Annotated in this window: 20 protein-coding genes, 1 pseudogene and 1 riboswitch; of the genes and pseudogenes, 13 read left to right on the top strand and 8 right to left on the bottom strand. The window is 43.9% G+C overall.

Annotation, left to right across the window (positions count from 1 at the left end):
- Nucleotides 1–171 precede the first annotated feature (171 nt).
- Entirely contained in the window at nt 172–651 is a 480-nt protein-coding gene (locus IV55_RS01220; RefSeq protein ID WP_057808585.1) for a MarR family winged helix-turn-helix transcriptional regulator, read from the bottom strand.
- 253 nt (nt 652–904) lie between these two features.
- Here IV55_RS01220 and IV55_RS01215 point away from each other — a divergent pair, with 253 nt between their 5' ends.
- The 5 genes from IV55_RS01215 to mnmG all read left to right on the top strand — a co-directional run bounded on the left by IV55_RS01215 (nt 905) and on the right by mnmG (nt 7,779).
- Nucleotides 905–2,092 (top strand): TMEM175 family protein, encoded by a 1,188-nt coding sequence (locus IV55_RS01215; protein ID WP_057808584.1) that lies wholly within the window; start codon nt 905–907, stop codon nt 2,090–2,092.
- On the top strand, nt 2,089–3,291 hold the full coding sequence (gene coaBC / locus IV55_RS01210) for a bifunctional phosphopantothenoylcysteine decarboxylase/phosphopantothenate--cysteine ligase CoaBC (RefSeq protein ID WP_057808583.1): 1,203 nt from the start codon (nt 2,089–2,091) through the stop codon (nt 3,289–3,291). Before IV55_RS01215 ends, coaBC begins: the two co-directional genes overlap by 4 nt.
- A gap of 109 nt (nt 3,292–3,400) precedes the next feature.
- On the top strand, nt 3,401–4,288 hold the full coding sequence (gene jag, locus IV55_RS01205; RefSeq protein WP_057808582.1) for an RNA-binding cell elongation regulator Jag/EloR: 888 nt from the start codon (nt 3,401–3,403) through the stop codon (nt 4,286–4,288).
- Nucleotides 4,289–4,437: 149 nt separating this feature from the next.
- Nucleotides 4,438–5,829, top strand: coding sequence for a tRNA uridine-5-carboxymethylaminomethyl(34) synthesis GTPase MnmE (mnmE, locus tag IV55_RS01200; RefSeq protein ID WP_057808581.1), 1,392 nt, complete (start codon nt 4,438–4,440; stop codon nt 5,827–5,829).
- A gap of 39 nt (nt 5,830–5,868) precedes the next feature.
- Nucleotides 5,869–7,779, top strand: coding sequence for a tRNA uridine-5-carboxymethylaminomethyl(34) synthesis enzyme MnmG (gene mnmG / locus IV55_RS01195; RefSeq protein WP_057808580.1), 1,911 nt, complete (start codon nt 5,869–5,871; stop codon nt 7,777–7,779).
- Between the two features lie 325 nt (nt 7,780–8,104).
- On the opposite strand, the gene IV55_RS01190 is transcribed toward mnmG, so the two are convergent.
- Complete coding sequence (locus tag IV55_RS01190; protein WP_057808579.1) at nt 8,105–9,385, bottom strand: YhgE/Pip domain-containing protein; 1,281 nt, start codon at nt 9,383–9,385, stop codon at nt 8,105–8,107.
- Nucleotides 9,386–9,587: 202 nt separating this feature from the next.
- Between IV55_RS01190 and IV55_RS01185 the strand changes: the two genes are divergently transcribed.
- The 3 genes from IV55_RS01185 to IV55_RS01175 all read left to right on the top strand — a co-directional run bounded on the left by IV55_RS01185 (nt 9,588) and on the right by IV55_RS01175 (nt 13,631).
- Nucleotides 9,588–10,253, top strand: a complete 666-nt coding sequence (locus IV55_RS01185; protein WP_057808578.1) for a TetR/AcrR family transcriptional regulator — start codon at nt 9,588–9,590, stop codon at nt 10,251–10,253.
- Nucleotides 10,254–10,352: 99 nt separating this feature from the next.
- Nucleotides 10,353–10,946 carry a TetR/AcrR family transcriptional regulator gene (locus IV55_RS01180; RefSeq protein WP_057808577.1) on the top strand — a complete coding sequence of 198 codons (594 nt, stop codon included), beginning with the start codon at nt 10,353–10,355 and terminating at the stop codon, nt 10,944–10,946.
- A gap of 120 nt (nt 10,947–11,066) precedes the next feature.
- The gene (locus IV55_RS01175; RefSeq protein ID WP_057808576.1) at nt 11,067–13,631 is read left to right on the top strand and encodes an efflux RND transporter permease subunit; all 2,565 of its coding nucleotides are present in this window, start codon (nt 11,067–11,069) and stop codon (nt 13,629–13,631) included.
- 214 nt (nt 13,632–13,845) lie between these two features.
- Here the strand turns inward: IV55_RS01175 and IV55_RS01170 are convergent, their stop codons facing one another.
- On the bottom strand, nt 13,846–14,193 hold the full coding sequence (locus tag IV55_RS01170; RefSeq protein WP_057808575.1) for a winged helix-turn-helix transcriptional regulator: 348 nt from the start codon (nt 14,191–14,193) through the stop codon (nt 13,846–13,848).
- 139 nt (nt 14,194–14,332) lie between these two features.
- On the opposite strand from IV55_RS01170, the gene IV55_RS01165 reads away from it, so the two are divergent.
- Entirely contained in the window at nt 14,333–14,836 is a 504-nt protein-coding gene (locus tag IV55_RS01165) for a lactoylglutathione lyase family protein (RefSeq protein WP_057808574.1), read from the top strand.
- A 78-nt stretch (nt 14,837–14,914) separates the two neighbouring features.
- Nucleotides 14,915–15,039, top strand: a riboswitch (FMN riboswitch).
- Between the two features lie 141 nt (nt 15,040–15,180).
- On the top strand, nt 15,181–15,777 hold the full coding sequence (locus tag IV55_RS01160; RefSeq protein WP_057808573.1) for an ECF transporter S component: 597 nt from the start codon (nt 15,181–15,183) through the stop codon (nt 15,775–15,777).
- Nucleotides 15,778–15,956: 179 nt separating this feature from the next.
- Here the strand turns inward: IV55_RS01160 and IV55_RS01155 are convergent, their stop codons facing one another.
- Together IV55_RS01155 and IV55_RS01150 are read right to left on the bottom strand one after the other, a co-directional pair.
- On the bottom strand, nt 15,957–16,712 hold the full coding sequence (locus tag IV55_RS01155; protein ID WP_057808572.1) for a type 1 glutamine amidotransferase domain-containing protein: 756 nt from the start codon (nt 16,710–16,712) through the stop codon (nt 15,957–15,959).
- Nucleotides 16,713–16,818: 106 nt separating this feature from the next.
- Nucleotides 16,819–18,066: a glycosyltransferase family 2 protein gene (locus tag IV55_RS01150; RefSeq protein WP_057808571.1), complete on the bottom strand. Its 1,248-nt coding sequence runs from the start codon at nt 18,064–18,066 to the stop codon at nt 16,819–16,821.
- A gap of 116 nt (nt 18,067–18,182) precedes the next feature.
- On the opposite strand from IV55_RS01150, the gene IV55_RS10265 reads away from it, so the two are divergent.
- Nucleotides 18,183–18,320 carry a hypothetical protein gene (locus IV55_RS10265; RefSeq protein WP_157047450.1) on the top strand — a complete coding sequence of 46 codons (138 nt, stop codon included), beginning with the start codon at nt 18,183–18,185 and terminating at the stop codon, nt 18,318–18,320.
- Nucleotides 18,321–18,553: 233 nt separating this feature from the next.
- On the opposite strand, the gene IV55_RS01140 is transcribed toward IV55_RS10265, so the two are convergent.
- Together IV55_RS01140 and IV55_RS01135 are read right to left on the bottom strand one after the other, a co-directional pair.
- A complete protein-coding gene (locus IV55_RS01140) occupies nt 18,554–19,396 on the bottom strand; it encodes an MBL fold metallo-hydrolase (protein WP_083483884.1) in 843 nt (280 codons plus the stop codon).
- A gap of 9 nt (nt 19,397–19,405) precedes the next feature.
- On the bottom strand, nt 19,406–20,152 hold the full coding sequence (locus tag IV55_RS01135; protein ID WP_057808569.1) for a nuclear transport factor 2 family protein: 747 nt from the start codon (nt 20,150–20,152) through the stop codon (nt 19,406–19,408).
- Between the two features lie 114 nt (nt 20,153–20,266).
- On the opposite strand from IV55_RS01135, the gene IV55_RS01130 reads away from it, so the two are divergent.
- The gene (locus IV55_RS01130) at nt 20,267–20,809 is read left to right on the top strand and encodes a TetR/AcrR family transcriptional regulator (RefSeq protein ID WP_057808568.1); all 543 of its coding nucleotides are present in this window, start codon (nt 20,267–20,269) and stop codon (nt 20,807–20,809) included.
- A 105-nt stretch (nt 20,810–20,914) separates the two neighbouring features.
- Here IV55_RS01130 and IV55_RS10130 read toward each other — a convergent pair whose 3' ends face one another.
- A complete protein-coding gene (locus IV55_RS10130; RefSeq protein WP_083483883.1) occupies nt 20,915–21,538 on the bottom strand; it encodes a helix-turn-helix domain-containing protein in 624 nt (207 codons plus the stop codon).
- A gap of 401 nt (nt 21,539–21,939) precedes the next feature.
- On the opposite strand from IV55_RS10130, the pseudogene IV55_RS01120 reads away from it, so the two are divergent.
- A pseudogene (locus IV55_RS01120) lies at nt 21,940–23,399 on the top strand (NCS2 family permease).
- Nucleotides 23,400–23,497 lie beyond the last annotated feature (98 nt).

Here is a 23,497-nt window from a genome sequence, read left to right as displayed (position 1 = left end):
GGGAAGTCGTGAGCAAGACCTAGAACTGCCGTACGGATTGGTCTTCAATCCGGTAGGCTGTTCGTAGTCTGCACAGCGACTTGACTTTTGACACACGTTTCCGCTATTGAAAATCAGAAAACAACAATGGGTCTGCAGACATAGTTAGTTATGTCCCAGGCCCATTTTTAGTTACGCTTTGTGATTACCAAGCCCGGTAACAGCATGTTTAACGATGAAATCAATAATGTGTTCCATTTCATCGATACTGGCGCGCGGAAAGTCATTTAAAATATCGACAGCAAAGTTTTTAATGTGCTGGTACCATTCATTAAATAAGGTTGTCCCAGCAGAGCGTAGTAGTAGTTTATGAATGCGGCGGTCGTCAGGATCTTCAACTTGTTTAATGAGATCAAGGCGCATCAAACTTGAGATACGCGTCGATAATAACGGTGTGGATATGCGGAATAGTTCACTTAGTTTAGAAGAGGTGATTTCTGGTTCTAAACCAATCTGCAGTACTATCAGAATATCCCGAAAATTGAGTTTTTTTGCACCTGGTAGTGCGACATTGACCTTTTTCAAAGAATATAAATCAGTTAAGTGCCCGTGAATAAGTAATTCGGTGATGTGATTGATGTCACTGTTAGTTGGTTGGACTTTTTTAAGCATGTAAACACCCCCGTTAGTTAGCGAATGTAAGCCCCTTCACTACTTATAGTATAGGGCGTTTATTATAATAGTTCAAGGTGTGAACCATTATGGATTTTAGATACTACCGAAGGCACCCATAAAAAGGTGAGATTGGGACATAAGTCATTTGTCCCACTCTCTGAGAAAGCCAGTTTACGAGCATTTTTTGGTGGTGCTCCTGACTAAATAAAATTACACTAATGGTAAGACAAACGGTAGAGGGGATGTACTGGTGAATAAATCACGTTTCACAGGTTTTTCGGACGCCATCATTGCCATTGAAGTAACCATTTTAATATTGGAGATTGAACCTCCGGCACATGACAGTTTACGAGATGTACTGGGTCAAGCAGGGTCAATCATTGCATATATAACCAGTTTCTTGTTGATTATGATCACGTGGTTTAACCACCACAATATTATTCGTGCGGCGAAACACGTAAATTTACCAGTGTATTTGGCAAATACCTTATGGGTGTTTGTCATGTCACTGATTCCAGTTGCGACTGCTTGGGTTGGACGTTATCCATTGCGGGTGGTACCTGAAGCGAATTATGTACTATTAAGCATTATCTGGATGGGTACGTATTCGTTACTGATGCATACGTTAACGAAAGCAAATCCGCATCAGCGCGCGGAATTTCAATTACTTGGTAACGGGCAGCAGCGAGACGTGTGGTATCGATTTACATTAACTGGCATTGTCTTGTTATTGACGCCAGTTTTCCCGTTGGCAGGAATTGGTGGCGTGATTATTTCAGCTGTTACTTCGATGGTTGTTATTTCACGTCATACAAGCGCAATTGTTAAAATGGATAAGGAACGCATGATTGCATTTACCGATGGCATCATCGCCATAATTGTCACGTTATTGGTATTGCAGTTGGCTGTCCCAATGGGGATACATTGGCACAGCCTGCTGTCACAAAGCACTAAATTTGGCGCGTATGCGATCAGTTTTTTGTTTATTATGTTGGTTTGGTATAACCATCATGATTTATTCAACACGACGGAAACAGTTACAGCACGCATCTACTGGGACAATATGTTATGGCTGCTATGTTTGAGCTTTTTCCCGTATGTTACAGCGTATGTTGGTGAGTTTCCTAATTCACGACTTGCAGAAATGTTGTATATCATCGTGCAACTACTTTGGTCGTTGTCTTATACCGTCATGGCGCGTGACTTGAAGCGATTGAATCCACGACAAACAGAACAAATTGATTTTGTTGGTAAATTAACTGGTTATAGTGCGGCGACGTTATATGGCGGACTAATCATCGCGATGATTGCCGTCTTGATTGTTCCCATCAGTGGATTAGTCGTCACCATTTTATTAGCATTGGTCAATTTGGTTCGGGCGTTACGAGAAGACCGACAACGTGAGGCAATGCGCGCACAAAAGGAGGAACACTCATGACATTACAAGATCGCCATGTGGCAGTTTACATTACAGGTGGTATCGCCGTTTACAAAGCGGCCAGTGTGGTTCGCGGCCTAATGAAGCAAGGCGCACAGGTCCGCGTGGCAATGACCGCGGCAGCAACTGAATTTGTGACGCCACTAACGTTTGCAACGTTAACAAAGCAACCGGTTATTACTGATCTTTTTCGGGCCGATAACACCGCGTATGTACCACATATTGAATTAGCCGATTGGACAGAATTAGCGGTCGTTGTGCCGGCAACTGCGAATAGCTTAGCGAAGTTGGCCACAGGCATTGCCGATGATGTTGTCACCAGCGCGTTGCTAGCGACGACTGCGCCAGTTATTTTGGTGCCAGCGATGAATGAACATATGTGGACTGCAGCGGCGACACAGCGAAATCTAAAGCTATTGCAAGGTGATGGTCGCATTATCATGGAGCCAGCGACAGGCTTGTTAGCAGAAGGGTATGCCGGTCATGGACGGTTGCCAGAACCAGCACAGATTGTGGCATTTGTTCAAACATACTGGGCAAAGGTAACGGGTCCGTTAGTAGGTCGTCGCTTTTTAGTAACTGCCGGTGGTACGAAAGAGCGGATTGATCCGGTTCGCTTCATCAGTAACGATTCTTCTGGCAAAATGGGGTACGCACTTGCTGCCGCCGCGGCTGATCAAGGCGCAACAGTGACGTTAGTGAGCACGGTTGCTTTGCCTACGCCAGCGGGTGTAACAGTTGTATCTGTGAGTGATGCCAGAGAAATGTTAGCGGCGATTCAAACACACTTTGCTGATCTTGACGTGCTGATTATGGCTGCCGCAATTGCGGATTTTCGACCTGCACAGGTGGCCGATCAAAAGATCAAAAAGACGGTTGATAATGATGAAATGACGTTGGCATTAGTGAAAAACCCGGATGTTTTACAGACATTGGCACAGACTAAGAAACAGCAATTAATGGTTGGATTTGCAGCAGAAACACAAAATCTGTTAGCAAATGCACAACAAAAGCTTACGAAAAAGCGACTCGATATGTTGATTGCAAATGATGTCGCCAGAGCGGATAGTGGTTTTGGCGTAGATACGAATCAAGTGACGGTTCTGCAACCGGGGCATGCTCCAGAACAACTGCCAACGCTGGCAAAGACGGTATTAGCCAAGCGACTGATTGAAATGATCACAGAAAAATTAAAATAATTGTCTAAAAATATAAGGGCTTTAATAAGATTGCAGACATGAACCAGCAAGCGAACCTGTCTGCGTGCTACAATTAATGCAATTAGACGGGTTAATGGGGGATCTGACGGTGACAAAATATCAGGGACGCACGGTAGAAGAAGCAATTCAAACGGGTTTAAAAACCATCCAAATTAGTCGTGAGCAAGTTCAAATCGATGTGATTTCTGAACCTGTACATGGTTGGTTTGGACGTGTGAAACAACTAGCTGTCGTTGATTTAACCATTAAGCCGCAACAAGTTACGAAGCAGCCAACTAAAGTGGCAGGAACGGCTACTGGTGCCAGTCATACGCCGGTGATGCAGAATGCTCAGCAAGCCAAACCAGTTAGTCATGATTTGGACCAGCATCTTGCTGCTAATCGAGACGAGCAAATTGCACGTAATACAGATGTTCAAGCAGATGCACGGCGCCGTGAAGGGGATGCACCGCATGCTGTTAGTAAAAAAAGCCAAGCACTGTCTCCAGCAGAATTACGTGCCCGGCAGACAGCCAATCAAGCAAAGTTAAATGATAATTTGGAAGCGATGGCCGACTATCTGTTATCTGCCTTAGCTGCGATGGGCATTGACGCTGATGCTGAGGCAGAAACGTACCACCATGGCGCGACCGTTACGTTTTTAACTGAGCAGGAAGGCTTGTTGATCGGTCGGCACGGCCGCACCATTAATGCGTTACAGCTACTGGGTAATACGTTTATGTTGCGACAAGGCATGCAGCATTTTGATTTATTATTGGATGTCGGTGGCTACCGCGAGCGGCGTGCGACAACCTTACGTCGATTAGCTGACAGTACCGCACGTAATGTGATTGCAAGTGGAACACCAGTGCTGTTAGACCCGATGCCAGCATTTGAACGAAAGGTCGTTCATTCACACCTCATTAATAATCGTCACGTGCAAACGACTTCTCAGGGACGTGAACCGCGACGTGGTGTTGTGATCAGTCCACGGTAAATGCTTGACAAACCTGCGCGACGCTTATATTATTGACACATTCTAGAAATCAATTACTGGTTAAAGTAGTCAAGGTGCTTTGCCCACGTGTATTTACGCGTGGGGTGGCACTTTTTTTATGCCAAAAAACAGCTGATAAAGGAGCTAAGATGTCACAGACAATTACAGAATTTGATACGATTGCGGCCATTTCAACGCCACCTGGCGAAGGTGCTATCTCCATTGTGCGACTAAGTGGTGAAGAAGCCTTAGCAACGGCAGAACGCGTCTTTAAGGGTCGTGATCTGACACAGGTGGCTAGTCATACGATTAATTATGGCCATATTGTTGAACCGAGTTCTGGTGAAGAAGTTGATGAAGTAATGGTCTCTGTTATGAAAGCACCAAAGACCTTTACGCGTGAAGATGTCATTGAAATCAACTGTCACGGTGGAATCGTTGCTACTAACCGGATTCTTCAACTGTTGCTTAGCAATGGTGCTCGGTTAGCAGAACCTGGTGAATTTACTAAGCGCGCCTTTTTAAATGGCCGAATCGACTTATCACAGGCTGAAGCCGTCATGGATTTGATTCGAGCAAAGACGGATAAATCGATGAAGGTTGCGTTGAATCAGTTGGATGGTAACTTAGCTGGTTTAATTCGTAACTTACGGCAAGATATTTTAGACGTGTTGGCACAGGTCGAGGTCAACATTGATTATCCGGAATATGATGATGTAGAAACGATGACCACGCGCTTGTTGTTGGAAAAGGCACGTGATGTTAAATCACGGATTGCTGAGTTGTTGAGTACTGCGCAGCAAGGAAAGGTGTTACGTGAAGGGCTAGCAACAGCCATTGTCGGGCGCCCGAACGTTGGTAAATCTAGTTTGTTGAATCATCTGTTACATGAGGACAAAGCGATTGTGACCGACGTTGCTGGAACCACTCGTGATGTGATCGAAGAATACGTCAATGTTAAGGGGGTTCCGCTTAAGTTAGTTGATACAGCCGGAATTCATGAAACCGATGATAAGGTCGAAAAAATTGGTGTGGAGCGTTCCAAACAAGCATTGGAAGCCGCTGATTTGGTGATGCTAGTTATCAATGGGAGTGAACCATTGACGGCTGAAGATCGTCAGCTAATCGATTTGACAGCTGATAGTAAACGAATCGTAATCGTGAACAAGACTGATTTACCACAGCAGGTGACCTTACCTGAACTTCAGACGTTGATAGGCGATGACGCAATCATTAGCACGGCCGTTGTGACTAGTGCAGGAATGGATCAGTTAGAAGATAAAATTGCTGAATTGTTCTTTGGTGGTATTGAAAACAGTCAAACAACGGTCATGGTGACAAACGCACGGCATATTGGATTATTAAATCAGGCGACCCAGGCATTAGACGATGTGATGACTGGCATTGCTGCGGGGATGCCGGTTGATTTGGTACAAATCGACATGACGCGTGCATGGGATTTATTGGGTGAGATTACCGGTGATTCTGTCCAAGATGAATTATTAACGCAACTATTCTCCCAATTCTGTTTGGGTAAGTAACTGTTTCACGTGAAACAAGACGAGGAAGGATTTATATAGATGATTTCAGAGGGAAAGCCATATCAGGCTGGTGCCTATGATGTAATTGTAGTTGGTGCCGGACATGCTGGTTCTGAGGCTGCTTTAGCCGCAGCACGAATGGGTAACAAAACACTCTTAATGACCATTTCACTGGAAATGGTGGCATTTATGCCTTGTAATCCATCAGTTGGTGGGCCTGCAAAAGGGATCGTAGTTCGTGAAATTGATGCACTTGGTGGCGAAATGGGCCACAACATCGATAAGACTTATGTGCAAATGCGTATGCTTAATACAGGTAAGGGACCAGCTGTGCGCGCTTTACGGGCACAGGCAGACAAACATGCTTACCATGAAGAAATGAAGCATACGATGGAAAAGGAACCAAACCTGACATTGCGTCAGGGCGTGGTTACTGGCCTGATCGTTGAAGATGGTGTGTGTCAGGGTGTCATTACGTCAACTGGGGCACACTATGCTGCTAAGTCCGTTGTTTTAACGGCGGGGACTGCCTCTCGTGGGAAAATCATCATTGGTGAATTGATGTATTCTTCTGGTCCTAATAATTCACAGCCATCCATTGAACTTTCAGAAAATTTGGAAGAACTTGGTTTTGACCTGGAACGATTCAAGACTGGTACACCACCTCGTGTAGATGGTGGAACCATTGATTACGATGAGACCGAAGAACAACCTGGGGATGTTGAACCAAATCATTTTAGCTTTGAAACGCCCGATGAAGCCTATATTGATGTTAAAAATCAGCTGAGCTGTTGGTTAACTTACACTAACGAGCACACACATGACATTATTCGGGAAAACCTGGAGCGAGCACCAATGTTTTCCGGTGTGATTGAAGGTGTTGGACCTCGTTATTGTCCTTCGATTGAAGATAAAATTGTGCGTTTTGCTGATAAGAGTCGTCACCAGTTGTTCTTAGAACCTGAAGGTCGACGGACAGACGAATGGTATGTTCAAGGCTTATCAACATCGATGCCTGAAGAAATTCAGCAGAAGATTTTGCACTCGATCAAAGGACTTGAACATGCAGAATTGATGCGTCCTGGATATGCCATTGAATATGATGTCGTAGCGCCATATCAACTACGCAATACGCTAGAAACTAAGCTGGTTAAAAATCTATTTACGGCTGGTCAAATGAACGGTACATCTGGTTATGAAGAGGCTGCTGGACAAGGACTGATTGCCGGAATCAACGCCGGTCGTCGTGCATTAGGTGAAGAAGCATTTACCTTGAAGCGCTCCGATGCTTACATTGGCGTTATGATCGATGATTTGGTTACCAAAGGTACTAAAGAACCATACCGGTTATTAACCAGCCGTGCCGAATATCGGTTGATTCTCCGGCATGATAATGCTGATTTACGATTGACGGCAATGGGTCATGACCTTGGTTTAATTGATGAAGATCGGTTCAGTCAGTTTGAAACGAAACAGGCAGCGATCTTAGCTGAATTGCAGCGATTAAGTTCTGTTCGGGTCAAGCCAAACGAAACGGTCAATAACTGGCTGGCGGAACACGATGATGCGCCGTTAAAAGATGGTGTTTTGGCATCTGATTTCTTGCGTCGACCAGAAGTAACATACGCGGACCTAGTAAAGTTTATTGATGCACCAGCTGAGGATTTGGACCATCGCGTCGTTGAACAGGTCGAAATTGAATTGAAGTATGCTGGTTACATCAAAAAAGCTGAGGAAAAAATCGCGAAGCTGAAGCGCATGGAAGCCAAGGCAATCCCAGCGCATATCGACTACGAGGCTATTGAAGGCCTCGCCACAGAAGGTCGTCAAAAGCTAATCAAGATTCAGCCGGAAACATTGGCACAGGCAAGTCGTATCTCGGGTGTTAACCCAGCTGATATTGCGATTCTGTCGGTGTATATTGAACAGGGAAAAGTTGCCAGAGTGTGATCAGACCTGGTCTGAATCCGAGCAATTGCAGGTGCGGCGGTAGTGGCGGGAGCCACGGACGGCGAACAAGCAATGCGCAGTGATTCAAGGTCTGAGAACACGTTTTCGATAATATAACAGCAAAAGTGTTTGGGATAAGTCACCTTGTCCCAAACACTTTTTGATTTACGAGCATAGATAGTAAAAGCGTGGGACAAAAGTTGGAAAGTAGCGAGCAAGACCTCGAACGGTCGTACGGATTGGTCTTCAATCCTGTAGGTTGTTCGAGCTCTGCACAGCGACTTAACTTTTGTCCCACGTTTTTTTGTATTTCAAAAAATATTTGTTAACTAAACATCTTTGCCAGTCCCTTAGGTTCCGCACTACGATACCCAATCGCCACGCAGCAAACGGTCACAGTTAGACCAACAAGTGTGATCAGCCACAGTTGTCCGCTTAACATCCCGGTTTGCCCACCACCAAACAAGTAGTTTTGACTGCCTGTCATACCAGCGTACATTGGTGTGCAGTTTGCAATGAAGTGATAAAAGCCATTTAAGGAATCATGCGGCACGATAATGCCTCCAGTGACAACCTGCATAATAAATAGTGGTAACTGTATCAGCATACTTGGTAAGCCACCGAGTAAAAAGGCGATAGCGGTCACAAATTCGAAGATTGCTAGCGTAAACAACATGTTGTATGTGAGGGTTCCCCAGAAGGCCGCGCCGGAAAGATGAATGATGAGGCGAAGTGTGGTCACGCTAAAGCAGGGGAGGATAACGGCTGTCACGAAACCAACGACTTGAGTAGCAAGTAGCGCCGCCCATTTGCCACTTTCGAAACGTTGACCCATGAAGTAGGCCACAAGCATAACAGACATAATCATGGTTCCCAGATAAGTTCCTAGACCGAGCGTCATTGGCGCCATTTGATGGCTCAGGCGAGCCGGTAATTTGTTTGAAACATGTGTGATCGGCGTTACGCCTTTGGCTAAGGCAGCACTCATTTGTTTAGCTGCCGTTTCGGTGGTCTGCTGTACCTGAGCAGTCAGTTGCTGTTTAGCAGCAGCTTGAGCCGCAGGGTTTCCTTGTAATTGAGCGGCCTGTGGACTGCTAGCAAATTTCGCCTGTGCTTGCTGCGCAATTTGTGGACCAAGAACTTTAGCAAACATCCCCGCCGCCTTATTCGTAGTGACGTGGTTGGCAATGCTGTTAGTGGCGTTGCTGATTAAAGCCTTGTTCATATTGTTTTGAACCATGCCGTTAGCATCACTTACATAATAGTGGACGTGCGTTTCTTTACCGGCCATGACCTGCGTCGTGAAATTGCTAGGAATGCGAATAACCAGTCCTAACTGGCGATTGTTTAGTTGCTGCTGCGCAGTCTTTAAGGAAACATTTTGGTGGATGTGCTTAAAAGGTAAGTTATCAGTTAGCTGTTTAGTAACTGTCTTTCCAGTTGTGCTGGTATCTTGGTTAATGACTGCCACCGGAATTTTATTTGTGCTGGTTGGTAGGTCATGAAAGGCGGGTAGTAAAAATGTTGAAAAAAAGATGGCAATGACAATGGCGAGTGCAGAGAATAGCCACACAAGCGGCCGTTTTAATAATGCTAGTTTAGTCATGAGCGGGGTTCCTTCTTTTGTTTTATTAGTGAGGAATTAATCACTCACTTTATGACGCCAGTATAGAGCCATTAAATTAAAAGTCAACTCGAATCTTCTGATGACCGGTCGTACATTGGTGCCGGTTAGTGGCGTAATCCCTTGTGTTATAGGGAGAGGACGACTATCATCATGATATGAATTTAAGCAGGGAGGTTCGCTCATGGCGACCAAAAATAATACGTCTACTAACTTCATGGCCTTTTATGCGCAAGCGTTGCAGGATAACACGTCCATTACGGCCAAGCAGCGACAAATTTTAGCAGCAGGATTGGAGTTGTTTTCTGAACGCGGCTTTGATCGAACCAGTAGTTCTGATATTGCAGAACGCGCTGGTGTTGCGGAAGGCACGGTTTATAAGCGGTTTAAAAATAAAACAGAGTTGATGTTAGCGGTGCTGACACCATTAATTAGTTCCGCATTTCCCGCAGCTGCCAATGAATTTGAAACACAGACGTTGGGAGTGACTTATGACTCACTTCATGTGTTCATTAAAACAGTCGTAACCAACCGAATGACATTCATGACAAAGAACTTTCGTGAGATTAAAATTCTGGTGGGACAGCTTTTGTATGATCAAGATTTTGCTGATGAATTAAAGACAGTTTTTGCTAAAAGTATCAATGCAGAAACTAACGCGGCTGTACAGGACTTACAATCACGAAAGTTAATTGTTGATTGGCCGATGTCATACATTGTTGGGTTTATGGTCAGCACGATCTTCGCTTACTTTGCAAAATTAATTATTAACTCGGACGATGCTGGTAATCTCAAGCAGGAAGTGGATTATACCGTAACCTTTTTAGAAAAAGGACTGCAGCCAGAATAAGAAATCCTTGCAAGACCGCACGTAATCATGTAAAACGAGGAATCAGATTAACCAGCTAGATGATGGTGTTACACGTGAAACAGGAGGTAGATCAACCAAATGATGATCAGCGAACCAAGCTCGCGTCAGGAAAAGACGCGCCTAGAATTTGTCGACGCATTACATGCATTGCTAAAACAAAAACCGTTTGAACAAATCAGTGTGAATGACATTTGTGAGCAGTCTCAAAATCATCGCAGCACGTTTTATCGGTATTATCATGATAAGTATGACTTGCTCCAAGATGAGTTTCGTATCATGCGTCAAGAAGTTGATTCACGTGAACTAGAAACGAATCATCGCGAATTGATTACTGAGGTTGTGGATTATGTGAATGAAAATCGCCGGGAATTTCGAAACCTAACTACTGCCAATCAGCATGAAAACATGCACTTTGTGTTAAGTGAAGCATTAGAGCAAACCTTGACTGAAAAGTTGGATGATGCGCGGACAAAAGATGGCTCACCACACGATCAGTTACTTAATCAAATCAATGCATCACCACGGACGGATTTAGTTATCAGCATGATTGCTGGCGCCGTGACGAACCTGATTATGCGTTGGGTCACAACGGAACAATCGACATCGAGAGATGAAATTGTAACCTTTTTGATGGACAGCATTGACCGTTTTTGCGGTATTGAACCGGAATAAATGATACAGAAAAAGGCGTGTGTCTCATTAAGGGACACGCGCCTTTTTCTGTATCTGTTTTTGTTATGCACGGCTTTTTATACTAGACCTAATTTTCGTAGAGAAAGGGCAATAAAAAGCATGGAGAGATATTTCGTTGCGTTGGGACACTTTATTCAAAAACGCATTGGCTGGCTACTAGCTGCCATTTTATTAATCACCGCAGGCTTTGCGGTCGGTTTGCCTAAAGTTCAAATGGACATGGGTAACAGTATTTTTGTTAGCAAAAAAGCCCAGGTGTATAAGGATACAGAAACGTATCAAAAGCACTTTGGTGGGGATGCAGTCTATGTATTACTGAGTGGATCACGAGATGATCTGGTCAGTCACGACACGATGAATCGTTTAGATAAGTTACGGGGTCGTTTAGACAAGGTTGATAACGTTCGTGGAACAACTAGTATCGTAAACGTGTTAGATGAAAGCTTACATGCTAAGAATGCTGCGAGTGCAGGTGCTGCAAACAAGGAACAACAAGCACAGCTAATGGCAAGTTTGCCAGCAAAGGCAAAGCAGCAGTTACAAGGTCAAGTAACAGCAATTCTGACACCTGAGCAGCAGCAACAGATTCAGCAATATACGATGAGTTTGCTGAATGATGCCCAAAAGCAGGCGTTAGCAGCTGATCCAAGTGCGGCTACTAATTTGAACAAGGCACTGCAACCTGATCAACAAGCAAAGATTCAGCAATATACAATGAGCTTGCTGACACCAGAACGGCAGGGGAAAATTGGTCAACAAGTTCAACAGCAGCTGCCAAAGACTGCCGACATGTCGACAAAGATGTTACGCAATTTGATTTTCTCTGATAGTGGACGTGTGCCTAAGGCTATGCAACAGTTACTGCCGAAAAATGGGCGGAATGTTTTATTGCTGGTCAACACATCTGATAAAACTGATATGACAACTTACGTGAAATTAACTAAGGACGTCAATCAGGCCATTAAAGCAGCGCACTTCGACCATGCCATCAAGGTTCGTGTTGCTGGCTCACCAGCAATCTCAGGTCAAGTACAGGCACGAGTGACGCGAGCAATGATGATCATGCTTGGTTTAGCCGTGGTGGTTATGTTTGTTATTTTATCGTTGATTTTCCGCGTTCGGCGGCGGATGTTTCCGTTATTCTTTGTGGCCGTTAGTCTTATCTGGACGTTTGGATTCATGGGCTGGACGGGTATTTCATTGACGTTAGCGACGATGGCAACACTGCCGATCATCATTGGTTTAGGGACTGACTTTGGTGTGCAATTTTTAAATCGATATGAAGAAGAGTATCGCCATGACCATAATGCGACACATGCGTTAGAGGTTGCGATTGGTAAAATGGGACCGGCCGTTGGTATTTCACTAATGGTGATGACTTTTAGCTTTCTAACGATGTTTCTGTCAAAGGCACCAATGATGCAAGGGTTTGGATTGACCTTAGCGATTGGGGTGGTCAGTGCATACATTACGGAATTGATCTTGATGTTTAGCATTGTGCCATTCTTAGATCGTAAGAATACGACGACAGCAGCCACCACAAAGGAACGTAAGCCATCGGCTTTGGCAGCATTCTTAAAGCGGTATGCAACGTTCGTTACGAAGCACAGTGTGGTTATTTTGATTATCGGGATTTTGCTTGGTGGGATTGGTTTTGGTGTTGAGCGACAGTTAAACACTGAAACGGATATGACCAAGATGATTCCACAGTCGATGCCGGCATTGCAAGATACGAAATACTTACAACGCCAGATTGGGTCAACGGCGTACATCACTTATTTAGTAAAGGGTGATGATGTTCGTGACCAAAAGACAATGCAGTATGTTGCTAAATTTGGGCGGCAAGAGGATCGGCGTTATACCGGAATTACTGGTGTTACGAGCCTGCCAACTAGTTTACAAATGAACGCTGTGAAAGTTTCTGAGACACCACAAAAAAGTTTAAATGCTCGTAGTAATCAGCTACCTAAATCGATGAAGCAGGTACTGATTAGCAATGATCATCAGTACACGACGCTACAGTTTAGGATCAATAAAGATTTAAGCAGTACGCAACAGTTAAAGCTAATGAATCAAATTAGTAATGATGTCCATGCACCGCATGGCGTCTCGATTCGCCCAGCTGGTGCACAGGTGATGGGGCTAACCGGTGTCAACAACATGACTGCGAACCATGAGCTTATTATCATTGCTGGAATTACGATTATTTTCTTAATTCTCTTGTTGATTTACCGTGATTTCCGTTTTGCATTGTACCCAGTGCTACCGATTTTGCTGGTATTGGGACTGTCACCACTGACATTATGGTTGATGGGCATTTCATACAATCCATTGACGATCTCACTCAGTTCGTTAGTACTTGGGATCGGAACCGAATTCACAATTTTGATTTTGGAACGGTATCGTGAGGAACAGCAACGTGGGAAACAACCTATAGATGCGATCATTGAGGCGGTGACGTCAGTTGGACAAGCCATCTTTGTCTCAGGGATGACGGTTATCGGTGGATTTTCTGCCATCATCTTTGCAAACTTCCCAGTGTTGCAGTCCTTTGGGCTTATCACCGTATTGGACACTGCCTTCTCGTTAATCAGCGCGCTAACCATTTTACCGGCGATCATCGTTTTCTTACATCGTTGGGATCGCAAAAAGATGCACGAGTAGTCTCTTCTGCCAACCAGGATAACGGCGAGCGCCATAAGAGCAGAGCCATAGCCGTTAAGAGAAAAGGTTAATACAATACAAAAAATCCGCTGTCGCAAGTTACACTAACGTAAATTGCGACAGCGGATTTTAATTTAAATAATGACAATCGTTAACGTGAACAGATAGCGATGGCGCTACCGTGACGCCGAATTTACTTTGGCGAGTAACACTGCTATAGGTTAGTTTCGAGCTCGACCGCTTCTGTTTGTGATAGACGTTCTACGTGGCCTTCACCCCAGTGACAGAGTTCCATTAGAATGCTGGTTAATGATTGGCCATAATCGGTTAAATGATATTCGACATGTGGTGGCACGACTGGGAATGAAACGCGCTCGAGGATGCCATCATGCACGAGCTGGCTGAGCTGTTCAGACAGCACCTTTTGTGACAATTCAGGAATTGCTGCCAGTAGTGTGCTGTTGCGATTAACGCCGGTTTGAATAAAACACAGTAACAAGGGCTTCCATTTTCCGCTGATGACATCCATGGTGGCTTCTATACCAATATGATATTTTTTCATTTTAAATTTTTCCTCGTTGAAATGACTGATCCTGTCCATATCTAACTTCAAAGTGGGTATTGCACAAATATGTGCGTACTTGTGACGTATAATAACCGCCGTTATGATGATAACACTTAATTTAAAGGAGTTTATCACAATGACAAACAAACAACCATATCCAGTTAACTTTTCGCATATCGGCCTATCGGTACCAGATATTCATAAGGCAGTTGATTTTTATGCCAATGTTATGGGTTGGTATACCATTATGGAACCAGCCACAGTTAAAGAAGATGATTCGGCCATCGGCGTGATGTCGACAGAGGTTTTCGGCGCTGGTTGGGGGAGTTATAATATCGCCCACATGACCACCGGGGATGGTATCGGTATTGAACTGTTTGAGTTCAGCAACAATGCTGCACCAGACAATAACTTCAAATTCTGGGAAACCAGTATTTTCCATTACGGTGTGCAGGATCCAGACATTGAAGGGTTAGTCGAGCGCATTAAAGCGCATGGCGGCAAACAACGGATGCCGATCAAGGAATACTATCCAGGCGAAAAGCCATTTAAAATGGTTTACATGGAAGATCCGTTTGGTAACCTGGTTGAGATTTACACGCATAGCTATGATCTAACTTACTCTGCAGGTGCATATTAAGCTGCCGTTGTGAGTAAAAGTACAATATTGCACACATCAGGTGTCAGGTGTGTTATTGTTACTGTGAATTAAATATTGGTTCATCTTCAGGGCAGGGTGAAAGTCCCGACCGGCGGTAATAGTCCGCGACCTCAACACTTTTGTTGAGTTGACTTGGTGCGATCCCAAGACCGACAGTACAGTCTGGTATAAAGAAGATTGACGGTTACGTTCATTTTACACTGACTAAATGAATGAAATGGTCTGATCGCTTTTCCTGGGAAAAGTGGGTCAGACCATTTTTTGTAACTTGTTCAAGTGAAGGTGATCCTGGTAATTCAAACAATTATCTAGGAGGCATTATCATGGGACAATCACCATTGCGCCGCAACATCACAGTCGCGGTGCTAGGAGCCGTAGCAGCAGTGTTACTGTTGCTACAATTTCCAATTTTACCGGCTGCACCATACATGCAGTTGGATCTGAGTTTACTCATCATTATGTTGGGGACACTCATTTACGGTATCGGTGGCGGAACCACCATCGCACTGATTGCGGCACTGGTTCATCTGTTTTTGCAAGGGTTTAATCCGTTGTATATCATCGGAAACAGCATCGCGTTTGTGGCGAGTCTACTGTATGTAATTCCCCTGTACCTGATCATTACGCGATCACGGCAGCGGGATGCAGTTAAGCTTACGTTGGGGATTGTGGTGGCAACTTTGTCACTAACCATCTTCATGATGATTTTAAACGCATTTGTGATGTTTCCGTTGTACATGCAGGTGGGCGGACTACCACAGTCAACCAATATTCCGGCGTTGATGTTCAGCGTTGTGCTACCGTTTAATTTGATTAAGGGAGTCATCATTGGGGTGGCCTTTTGGTTGGTCTACCTGCGGTTAAAACCTTGGTTAGACAGACAACGGCAACGTGCTGAAACGGTGCATAAGATTAGTTAATTCAATTTGAGAGTGGGATAAAAACGGAAAGTTGTGAGCAAGACCTAGAACTGCCGTACAGGTTGGCCTTCAATCCTGTGCGATAGGTATTATGAGCGCCAACAATAAAGCACTGCCATTATCGGCTAATCAGTCGATAATGGCAGTGCTTTATTGTTTCACGTGAAACGCTAGCGTTCCTACTGGTTAATTAATTGGTCGTAAAAAACTTGTGCAAACCGATGGGCGTCACCTGGCCAGCGTGCTGAAACGTAATTTTGGTCGACGGTAACTAGTGAGGTGTTTGTCTTATCAGCCGTATCGCGGGTGAATGGATGATGTCCGTGACGATATTGTCGTGAGGCATCAGTTAGGCTGGCCTGCACTTCATCAGCCACGGTTTGTGGATAGGTGCGGTAATACGTGCCAAGCCATAGACACGTGAGATAGTAGGCTCCTAACTCCTGTATTTTCAATAATGACGTGGTGCGGAAATTCGCTAGAACGGATTGGTGGGTTTGCGGATCGATGGCACGGGCTGCCGCGACTGTTCCGTGGCAGATTGCGCCGACAAGTTTATCTTCAGCAAAGAAATTGACGATTTGTTGCCGTAAGATGGATGATTCTAAATATTCTTTGATCGCCTTATCGTGACCACCGGGTAATAGTAAGGCGGAAAAATCAGCACTGTCGATGTTGTCATAACTAAGTGGATGGGTGAACGCTGACGATTGAATCATCTGTTGATAAGCAGTGCGTGCAGCTTTGTCAGCCATAAGTAGTTGTTTAAATGGACCGAACCCTTTGCCTGTTAGGAGGCGCGCGTCTGCAGCAGCCGGTGTGCCGGCTGGGGTGGCAAACGTCACGGAAACGTGGTGGGTTGTTAGGTATTGCCATGGAATGGCTGCTTCGGTGGGATCAAAACCGTAAGTGGGGATTGGGATTAAAACGTTCATTAGAGAACCTCGTTAGAATGAAAATGGCAATGGATTTTTATCTAAAAAGGTTATAACACATCGTGGGAACCGTTGATAGTTTGATCCTTGAAAATAGACTGTGGAATTAAAGATCGTTGAGTCGTTCGACATGTTGCCAGTTGGCATGCTTATCAGAATTAGTGAGTAATGTTTTTGTTTTAAAAATTGACCGCGCTAAACTGAGGTATTCCACGATCGTTAAAAGGAACATCCCGAAATAAACAAACGGTAAAATCACCACTAATATAATCTTTTGACCAAAAGTCTCGATTTTATCAACGGAAATGGATAAGAAGGTCAGGGTGCTAAAGTACGTAATCACATTTATAAATGTGATGAAGTCCATATGAACAATAATTAGATATTGTAGGTACAGAAAAATCGCCGGTTCAATTAGCATAAACAATTCTTGGATAAGCGCTTGCGGGAGTGTAAACCAAGTTAGCGTTTTGCTGTATTTTTTATTGCGGTTAAAGAAGAGTGAATGATATTTCACAAAAGCCTTGAAACGACCATATTTCCAGCGAAAGCGTTGCTTGAATAAAGAGGAAAAGCGAGACACTGGTTCGGTGTACACCACACAATTGGCCGCGTAACCAAATCTAAAGGGAACATTACCGAATTTTTCCATGGCTTTAAGCGTAAAATCAATGTCTTCAGTTACGGTATCGGTATCGTATAAACCAGCCTCCAGCATGATATTACGGCGGAAAGTGGAACCAACGCCACCAATAATGTATAGCATCTTTGTCATATCTTCGGATGATTTTCCACGGTAGGCAGTTAAAAACTCGATCCGTTGAACCATGCCTAAGATGGACCATTTTTGCATCATTTTAACGTTGGCAGCCATCCCAATTACTTTCGGGTTAGAAAAGTGTTCCACCATGTTGCCGATGGCAGTAGGTGCTAGTGAGGAATCGGCATCGAGGACCATAATAAGATTGCCTTTTGCATAATTCTTGACAGCATTATTTATTGCACGAGATTTGCCGCCGTTCTCTTGGCTAATTAAATGACAGAATGGGTAATCATGAGTGGTGAGAAAGGCATTGACGATTTCGACGGTTTTATCCGTTGAGCCATCATCAACGACCCAAATTTCTTTGTTTTTATAGTCGTTATTAGCAGCTGCTGTTAATGTGCGAATGATACATGATGCCTCATTAAATGCTGGGATAATAACTGAGATAAGTGGTTGATAATGATGATCGTGTTTACGTGATTGTTCTTTGATATCGTAAACTTCAGCGCCAATTACGTTGATCGCGACACGAATTAGGTTAATGAAACAGATGATGACAACGAATAAATTAAATTGAGTGATATTCATGTTAATGCCTCCGCCGGATTTTGACAGATGGTTTATGTACTTTTCGATATAGGCGAAGGCCTAAAATTATCGTAAGTAGAACTAAGCCGGTATAAGTGAGCAGAAGGGAGACAGGAATGCCAAATACTTCTGGTAACCCTGTTTTGGGAAGAATGGCTGTCCCAGCTGTCGCTAAGCCAGTATTAGTGATTGAAAAATCAGAACTTTGGCCCATGATGAACGCTCCTTTTGGTTTTCTATTATCGTTATCATAATATGGATGTTTATGTTTTATAAAAAAATATGCTTTGTGTGGTATATGAAAACAGGGTCTGTGAACATGATTAATTATGTCCACAGACCCTGTTTTCTGATTTTCAATAGCGGAAACGTGCGCCAAAAGTCAAGTAGCTGTGCAGACTACGAACCACCTACCGGATTGAAGACCAATCCGGTAGGTCGTTCTAGGTCTTGCTCGCTACTTCCCGACTTTTGCCTCACTCTTATTTTATTGGCGAATAACCGAATGCGCTGCGCCCCACAGTGAACCGGGATTAACGCGATTAGGGTAACGCGCAATCATCATATTATAAAGTTCGTCTCCAGAAGTCGCTGTTTCGGCTAACTGATTGAAGGTTGTGATGTAGGCGATTGTTTCATCTAAAATCTTTGGATCATCGATATTTTCGGGGACCTTATGGCCGGCAACGACATACCGCGGATGCAATGCTTTCATGCGCTCATTACTAGCAATCCAGTTTTGTCGTGCGGCTAGCGTTGTTTCTGCCATGAAGGGATGGACACCGTTGTAGGTTGCGTCACCAGCGACGATGAGCTTCAAATCAGGAACCCAGAGACTGGTGGAGTCGTGTGTATCGGTAAAACCATCATGCAAGATTTCTAGCTGATGGCCTTCTAAGGTGAAGTGATCGTTCACAACTTCATCGGCTCCGCGCAGATCAGTTGGAACCTGACCAGGAAAGAGGTGATTCCACACAGTTGCGACCATGGCCGGCATAATGACGGCGGGAATACCATCAGCGGTGGCTTGTGTGGCAATGATTTTAACGTTGGGAAAGGCCTTTTTGATCATGCCAGTCCCAAAGAAGTGATCAGAGTGGGCATGAGTGATGTAGATATATTTTAAGTCGACGTGGTGTTGCTTAATCCAGTCGATTAATTCCTTGTTAGCGTCAGTTGTCATGAAGGTATCGACCAACACAGCGTCGCGTTCACCATAAATTAATGTAGCTGAGTTAGCGACCCACTGTAATGTTTCTGTTCCAGCAGGAATCCCTCTGGTTGAGCTGTCACGAACACTTGTAAGCACTTCATATTTTAAATCAGACATGTTTTCCTCCTAAAATTTGCCATTTGTGTTGGCTTGTTGATCAACAGGTAGAACAATTTCTTTGGCACGCCACAGCTCAACGATGCGGTTGTCCGCAGTACGGATTAAGTCGTAGTAAACGACATCTTGACCATTTTCGTTACCTGAACTGGTTAGTAGTGCAAAGTCGTTTTCTACAACTGTTAAATGCGCTGTTTGATAGTTGCCAGTGTCGTTTAAAAAGTCGGTGTAGGCGATTGCACCATCCGCAAGTTCAGGTAGGTGACTGATTAGCGTCGATGACACATATTGCGGTAGTTTGTCTAGTTGATGGTTAATGAGAATGTCAGTTTGAAACGCGCTGGCGAGTTGCTTAGTAGCTGTTGTTACGGCTGCAGCAGTTAGCTGTTGTGGACCGTCAAAGGCGGTGTGCTTAGATGGGGTAGCGCCTGTGACAGCTTCCAAATTGTCCCAGTGTTCAACGATTTTGCCATTTTCAAAGCGAAAGATGTCAAAACCGGTTACTGGTTGATCACTAAAGGTATAGTGGGTGTGAACGGCAACGTAATCGCCGTCTTCGATAATCCGCAAGAATTCAAGCTGGGGATGATAAGCCTGTAGTTCAGGAATGGACGCTAAAATGGCATCACGGCCATTGCCAAACTGTAGGTTGTGTTGAATATATTTCGTGGGACTGACATTTGCGAGAATGGCATCTGTGTTACCCGTTTCAATGGCGGATAACATCGCTTGTGCCTGATCTTTTTTAGTTGTCATATTGATGACCTCCTTGTGTATGAGATCAATTTACAAGCGGTCATGAGGTAAAACAATAAACAATAATTACCGTTCGTGTTATATTACACACATGAGAAAAATGGTGGTGAAAGAATGACTGATAAAGTAGATCGACGTGCAATGCGGACGAAGCGAAACATTACCGATGCATTTACGCAATTATTGGCAGAAAAGGATTTTGACAAGATTACCGTTGCAGAAATTGCCGAGCGAGCAGATATTAATCGCCGTACTTTTTACTTACACTATGAAGATATTTATGCCTTGCTTGATGAGCTAGAGAATACCTTAGTTACTGAGTTCAAAGCGGAACTTGAACAGAAACAGCCAACAAGCTTGCATGCCTTTTTAAGCGATCTTGTTGATTTTCAGTGGCGCTCGCGGCAATTGGTGACAGCATTGCTAGCTAATTCGGCGTCACAATTCTTGGCGAAAATCATGCAGATTGCTATTGATGACGACTTTGCTCACAGTGAGTACACAACAGCGATTGAGCGACAATATTGTTGGAATTACATTGAGCATGGGTTACGCGGCGTGTTATTAGACTGGCTAAAAACGAATTCGTTGCCACAAGAAAAGATCGTTAACTTTATTACGAATACCGTGCAAAGTTCGCTGCGAACAGCGCTTTGACGTTTGGCCCACGTTTGCACCATTTAAACGCGTAAAACAAAAAGAGCGTTTGGGACAAGTTAACTTATGTCCCAAACACTGAGTGATGAATTTGAATATTAATTATCAATGATTAAATCGATTAATGATCGTTAATGAAAGCCAGATAAATAGTACTAGGCTACCAATACCCATGATGAACCCGCCAAGATGCGCGAGGTTTATCATAATGATGATGGCGCCGGCAATTAGTAGCAAGCAACCACTGAGTAAGAACCATTTAGAAACGAATAAATTGAAAACAGGAACACTGACTAGTGGTTTTCTACTAAGCCCTAGATTTGCTTGGAATGCGCTTAGCATAACTAAGGCGGCGGCGTTTAGGATGCCGAATAACATGGCGACGAGAAAAAACTCATGGCTTAATTTAAAAATGCCGAGGGTGTCGCCAACAAATAAACCCATGAAGATGATGTCGATGATTAAAAGTACGATGGTCAGGGGGCGAAGTTGCTTTGTGACTTCGTTTTTTTCTAAATAGACTTTTATATCTGAATCCTCCTTTAATAAAACATCGAGTGAAATATTAAAGTAGTCACTAATTTTGATGAGTGTAATGATGTCGGGATAGGTTTTCTGGTTTTCCCAACTGGAGATTGTTTGGTGAGTGACCATTAAGTCGTTAGCGACTTGTTCTTGGGTCAATCCCTGAGTTATTCTGGCTTGTTTTAGTCGTTTGCCAAATTCCATGGGTATCCCTGCCTTTCTGAATTCATTGTAGGCAGAATTAGTGTGGATTGATAGCAATGATTCATTGCAAAGCTGATAGAATAGGGTTTGTAAATGAAAAGACATTTGCCGATAAATGGATTAGCTCTATGTTTTGAGTACAAATTACTAAACTTGCCATTGCCAAAACCGATGAAGTGTTTATACTGATAATCAACTCTTATTAATCAGTGATGATTAATTACAACTTCATATTGAGTCGTTAACGTGTTTTGCCACAGACTCTGAAAATGGAAAAGTCCATTTCCTGTTAATGACGCCGTACAAGTATCTTTGTATTGCGTCACTTTTCTTTTAGACAGTCGTCTTTGCGTGCAGAACACGGAGTCGGCTGTCTTTTACTCACGGGAGGAAATAGGACATTGCTAGAACACTATTTTAAGTTATCAGAGAACAACACGAACGTTCGCACTGAGCTGCTGGCCGGATTGACCACATTTGTTGCGATGGCGTACATAATTTTCTTGAACCCAGCAGTTTTGTCGATGACAGGAATGCCAAGCCAAGGTGTGTTTCTAGCAACCATTCTAACAACGATTGTCGGTACTTTAATTACTGGACTATTTGCAAATTTGCCTTATGCCTTAGCACCATCTTTGGGGATGCAGGCGATGTTCACTTATACAATTGTCTTTGGACTAGGATTCACGTGGCAACAGGCATTAGGAATGGTATTTCTCGTTGGTTTGGTTGATGTGATTATTACGTTGACTAAAGTGCGGGCAATGATTGTCAAAGGAATCCCTGATCAGCTGAAACATGGAATCGCCGCCGGAATTGGGCTGTTTATCGCTTATATTGGTTTAAATAACGCAGGTTTCTTAAACTTTAATATTGGTGCTAAAAGCATTCTTTCTGTGAATGATGCACCTTATCATGGGCAAGTAGTGCATCATGCGATCCAAAGCATCACGTCTGGCTCGGGCACAACGCCAGGAATTGCTTTATTTAATTCACCAACGGTTCTGTTAGGTTTGATTGGCCTAGTTGTACTGATTTTATTGGTCATCACGAATGTTCCTGGTGCGTTCATCATTTCAGTGATTGTGACAACGATAATCGGGATTCCGATGGGCGTGACGAATACGCACATCCAAGGATTAGCAGCTTTTCACACGACGTTTAAGGATTTCGCGTCGATTTTTGGACAAGCACTTGGGAGCAAGGGCCTTGGGTCAATGTTCACAACGCCGAAACACATTTTAGTGGTCGTTTTGACGGTCTTTTCAATGGGACTGTCAGGGTTGTTTGATGCCATTGGAACGTTCATTGGGACGGGGATGTCGACTGGAATCTTCTCTGCTGCCGATCAAAAAGAGTTCTATGAAGGTAAAGGTTTTAAGTCGAAGATGGACCGAGGCCTTGTTTCCGATACGTTTGCCACGATGTTTGCTGGGATTCTGGGAACGTCGAATACGACGACATTTATTGAGGCTTCTGCCGGCATTAAAGCTGGTGGGCGGACAGGGCTAACCGCAGGACTGTGGCCGCTGGTTTCGCATTTTCGTTGGTATTTGCACCCTTTGTAAACGTCATTCCTGGCGCAGCGACAGCGCCAATTTTGATTGTCGTCGGTATTATGATGATGAATGAGTTTAAAATGATCAACTGGGCAGATACAGAAATTGCGGTGCCAGCCTTTTTCACGGCTGCCTTTATGGCATTCTCATATTCAATTTCATATGGAATTGCGGCTGGGTTCATCTTCTATATCTTAGTTAAAGCGGCGAAGCGTAAGTTTAATGAGATTAGCCCGATTTTGTGGGTGATTACAGCCCTGTTTTTGTTGAACTTTATTGTGCTGGCACTGAATTCGAAGTAAATTTTCAAAGAAAAAAGCTGCCCACATAAAGTCGGCAGCTTATCTAGTAATACTGATCTGCAATGAAACGAATATAGTTAGATAACAGTGTCAGTCTA

This window comes from Furfurilactobacillus siliginis (assembly GCF_001437435.1).
Classification (GTDB): domain Bacteria; phylum Bacillota; class Bacilli; order Lactobacillales; family Lactobacillaceae; genus Furfurilactobacillus; species Furfurilactobacillus siliginis.
Note: the sequence above shows the minus strand (reverse complement) of the source record. Positions and strands in the feature narration are given on the sequence as shown.

Bases quoted from the DNA above. Each gene is read 5' to 3' on its own strand.
- IV55_RS01220 (WP_057808585.1), bottom strand. From the start codon at position 651: ATGCTTAAAAAAGTCCAACCAACTAACAGTGACATCAATCACATCACC.
- coaBC (WP_057808583.1), top strand. From the start codon at position 2,089: ATGACATTACAAGATCGCCATGTGGCAGTTTACATTACAGGTGGTATC.
- mnmE (WP_057808581.1), top strand. From the start codon at position 4,438: ATGTCACAGACAATTACAGAATTTGATACGATTGCGGCCATTTCAACG.
- mnmG (WP_057808580.1), top strand. From the start codon at position 5,869: ATGATTTCAGAGGGAAAGCCATATCAGGCTGGTGCCTATGATGTAATT.
- IV55_RS01190 (WP_057808579.1), bottom strand. From the start codon at position 9,385: ATGACTAAACTAGCATTATTAAAACGGCCGCTTGTGTGGCTATTCTCT.
- IV55_RS01185 (WP_057808578.1), top strand. From the start codon at position 9,588: ATGGCGACCAAAAATAATACGTCTACTAACTTCATGGCCTTTTATGCG.
- IV55_RS01180 (WP_057808577.1), top strand. From the start codon at position 10,353: ATGATGATCAGCGAACCAAGCTCGCGTCAGGAAAAGACGCGCCTAGAA.
- IV55_RS01175 (WP_057808576.1), top strand. From the start codon at position 11,067: ATGGAGAGATATTTCGTTGCGTTGGGACACTTTATTCAAAAACGCATT.
- IV55_RS01170 (WP_057808575.1), bottom strand. From the start codon at position 14,193: ATGAAAAAATATCATATTGGTATAGAAGCCACCATGGATGTCATCAGC.
- IV55_RS01165 (WP_057808574.1), top strand. From the start codon at position 14,333: ATGACAAACAAACAACCATATCCAGTTAACTTTTCGCATATCGGCCTA.
- IV55_RS01160 (WP_057808573.1), top strand. From the start codon at position 15,181: ATGGGACAATCACCATTGCGCCGCAACATCACAGTCGCGGTGCTAGGA.
- IV55_RS01155 (WP_057808572.1), bottom strand. From the start codon at position 16,712: ATGAACGTTTTAATCCCAATCCCCACTTACGGTTTTGATCCCACCGAA.
- IV55_RS01150 (WP_057808571.1), bottom strand. From the start codon at position 18,066: ATGAATATCACTCAATTTAATTTATTCGTTGTCATCATCTGTTTCATT.
- IV55_RS10265 (WP_157047450.1), top strand. From the start codon at position 18,183: ATGCCAAATACTTCTGGTAACCCTGTTTTGGGAAGAATGGCTGTCCCA.
- IV55_RS01140 (WP_083483884.1), bottom strand. From the start codon at position 19,396: ATGTCTGATTTAAAATATGAAGTGCTTACAAGTGTTCGTGACAGCTCA.
- IV55_RS01135 (WP_057808569.1), bottom strand. From the start codon at position 20,152: ATGACAACTAAAAAAGATCAGGCACAAGCGATGTTATCCGCCATTGAA.
- IV55_RS01130 (WP_057808568.1), top strand. From the start codon at position 20,267: ATGACTGATAAAGTAGATCGACGTGCAATGCGGACGAAGCGAAACATT.
- IV55_RS10130 (WP_083483883.1), bottom strand. From the start codon at position 21,538: ATGGAATTTGGCAAACGACTAAAACAAGCCAGAATAACTCAGGGATTG.